Source organism: Candidatus Infernicultor aquiphilus (assembly GCF_002784285.1).
Lineage (GTDB): Bacteria > Atribacterota > Phoenicimicrobiia > Phoenicimicrobiales > Phoenicimicrobiaceae > Infernicultor > Infernicultor aquiphilus.
This window is the reverse complement of record NZ_PFKO01000039.1, coordinates 1-2308: the sequence shown is the minus strand read 5'-3', so window position 1 is coordinate 2308 and position 2308 is coordinate 1. Positions and strand designations below refer to the sequence as shown.

5 protein-coding genes are annotated in these 2308 nt (G+C 28.2%); all 5 read left to right on the top strand.

Going from position 1 to position 2308, the window contains the following annotated elements; translation table 11 throughout:
- On the top strand, window positions 1-119 hold a 119-nt coding region (locus COZ07_RS01230), incomplete at its 5' end, for a CRISPR-associated endonuclease Cas6 (protein WP_406606782.1).
- Window positions 120-137: 18 nt separating this feature from the next.
- A complete protein-coding gene (gene cas1, locus COZ07_RS01225; protein ID WP_406606781.1) occupies window positions 138-1112 on the top strand; it encodes a CRISPR-associated endonuclease Cas1 in 975 nt (324 codons plus the stop codon).
- A 10-nt stretch (window positions 1113-1122) separates the two neighbouring features.
- Window positions 1123-1413 (top strand): CRISPR-associated endonuclease Cas2, encoded by a 291-nt coding sequence (cas2, locus tag COZ07_RS01220; RefSeq protein ID WP_406606780.1) that lies wholly within the window; start codon window positions 1123-1125, stop codon window positions 1411-1413.
- A 15-nt stretch (window positions 1414-1428) separates the two neighbouring features.
- Window positions 1429-2028: a CRISPR-associated protein Cas4 gene (gene cas4 / locus COZ07_RS01215; RefSeq protein WP_406606779.1), complete on the top strand. Its 600-nt coding sequence runs from the start codon at window positions 1429-1431 to the stop codon at window positions 2026-2028.
- Between the two features lie 12 nt (window positions 2029-2040).
- The gene (locus COZ07_RS01210) at window positions 2041-2163 is read left to right on the top strand and encodes a hypothetical protein (protein WP_406606778.1); all 123 of its coding nucleotides are present in this window, start codon (window positions 2041-2043) and stop codon (window positions 2161-2163) included.
- Window positions 2164-2308: the final 145 nt, after the last annotated feature.

Here is a 2308-nt window from a genome sequence, read left to right as displayed (position 1 = left end):
GGGAAGATGTAATAGGTTTTTTTGGTATTTTCCAAGTAAATTTCTATCTTCCTGACTATATTGGATTAGGTAAATCAGTTTCTCGCGGATTTGGAACCATTCGAAAAATAAAAGAATAAAAAAAGAGAAGATAAAATATGCAATTAGTTATAAATTCCAGAGGTGCGTATTTACGTAAACAGAATAATTGTTTTCTAATTAAGAATGATGATAAAGTTTTTGAAGTTTCCGTTAAAAAAATTGAAAGCATTTTAATAACCACTAGTGCGTACATTTCAACTGATGCTATCAAGTTTGCCATGGATAATAATATTGATATTGTTTTTTTAGATTATTTTGGCAATCCTTATGGAAGGGTATGGCATTCTAAATTAGGGAGTACTACCTTAATTAGAAGAAAACAATTGGAAGCTTCTATCGGCGAAAAGGGCTTGAATTTAGCAAAAGAATGGATAACTGGTAAGATAGATAATCAGATTGATTTTCTTAAAAGTTTAAAAAATTCCCGGTCTAAAAAAGAAAACCGCATAAATGAATATATAATTTCTTTAGAAAAAAGGAAATCTATGATAACAAAAATAGAAGGGGCTATAGAAGAAAAGCGAAACAATATTATGGCTATTGAGGGCATAGCCGGTAAAGAATATTTTGAAGCCTTAAGCTATATCATGCCGGATGGATTTAAATTTAAAGGGAGAAGCAGAAATCCTGCCCAAGATGAATTTAATTGTTTGCTAAACTATGCATATGGAGTACTTTATTCAATGGTAGAAAAATCTTGTATTATTGCAGGTCTAGATCCCTATATCGGATTTATCCATGCTGATAATTACAATAAGAAGTCTTTAGTATTTGATCTTATCGAAATGTATAGGGTATTTGCGGAAAAGACCGTGATGTATTTATTTAGTAAAAGAAAGGTTAAAAAAGAATACTTTGACAAAATTAAAAATGGTCTTTCACTTAATCAAGAAGGTAAAGCATTATTAATAAATGAATTAAATGATACTTTTGAAACTACAGTTCGTTATAGAGGAAGAAATATTAAAAATAAGAATATAATTCAGTTTGAGTCTCATCGGATTGCTAATAATTTATTAAAACAGAAATGAGATTATCCTAATGTTAGTATGGGTGATATATGACATCGCAAAAAATAAAACTAGAAGTAGAGTGGCAATACATTGTAAGGGTTATGGACTTTATAGAGTTCAAAAGAGTGTTTTTTTGGGAACTTTAAATAAGAATGAAATAGATGAGTTATCCTTACGATGTGATAATATTATTGATAAGAACGAGGATTCTGTATATATTTTCCCAATGTGTGATGAGGATTTTAAAAAAGTTAAACTATTAGGTCAAGCCTTTGATAAAAAAATGGTAAAAGATGAAATAATTGCTAAACTTTTTTAGAGGAAAAGAAATAAAGTGGAGGAAATTTTAAAAGAAGGGGTGTATATTACTCCCTCAGAAGTAATAGAATATTTATATTGCCCGAGATTTATCTACTTTATGAATTGTCTTGCCATCCCCCAGCATGAAGAACAAAGGTATAAAGTACTAATGGGAAGGGAAATTCACCAGGAAAAAGCTAAATTAAATAAAGCTTATCTAAGGAAAAAACTACCTTGCATTAAAAGAGATATTTCTGTTTATTTGGCTTCTAGCAAGTATCATTTAAAAGGGGTAGTTGATGAGGTTTTATTTTTAGAAGATGGTACTCTCGCACCATTTGATTATAAGTTTACTGAATATAAAGATAGGTTATATCGTACCCATAAAATTCAATCTACCTTGTATGCAATTTTAATTAAAGAAAATTACCAAAAGAATGTAAACCGAGGATATATTTGTTATACTCGAAGTAAGAATTTAGTAAAAGAAATAGCTTTTCAAGAAAGAAATTTTGAAAAAGCATTAGATATAATTGAAGATATATTAAGGATAATTCAATCAGGATATTATCCTAATGGAACAAAATATTTATCTAAATGTATCGACTGTTGTTACAAAAATATTTGTATTTAGGAGGGAAAAATCATGAAAGGATTATATTATAATATTTTCAGGTTACAAAAAGTATGTAAAGAGTATCATAAAAGTGTTTTTTTAAAACTAAATTATATTAAAAAAAAGAAAAGTAAGTATGGGAAATATTCATAAAGTTATTGAATTATTTAATTTTTTTGATATTATGAGTTGAAGAGTAACATCCATTAAAACAAGGATTGAAACTGCTGGTGCATAGTCACGATAAAGTCTTGTTATGTACGTTGAAGAGTAACATCCATTAAAACAAGGATTGAAA

Bases quoted from the DNA above. Each gene is read 5' to 3' on its own strand.
- COZ07_RS01210 (WP_406606778.1), top strand. From the start codon at position 2,041: ATGAAAGGATTATATTATAATATTTTCAGGTTACAAAAAGTATGTAAA.
- cas1 (WP_406606781.1), top strand. From the start codon at position 138: ATGCAATTAGTTATAAATTCCAGAGGTGCGTATTTACGTAAACAGAAT.
- cas2 (WP_406606780.1), top strand. From the start codon at position 1,123: ATGTTAGTATGGGTGATATATGACATCGCAAAAAATAAAACTAGAAGT.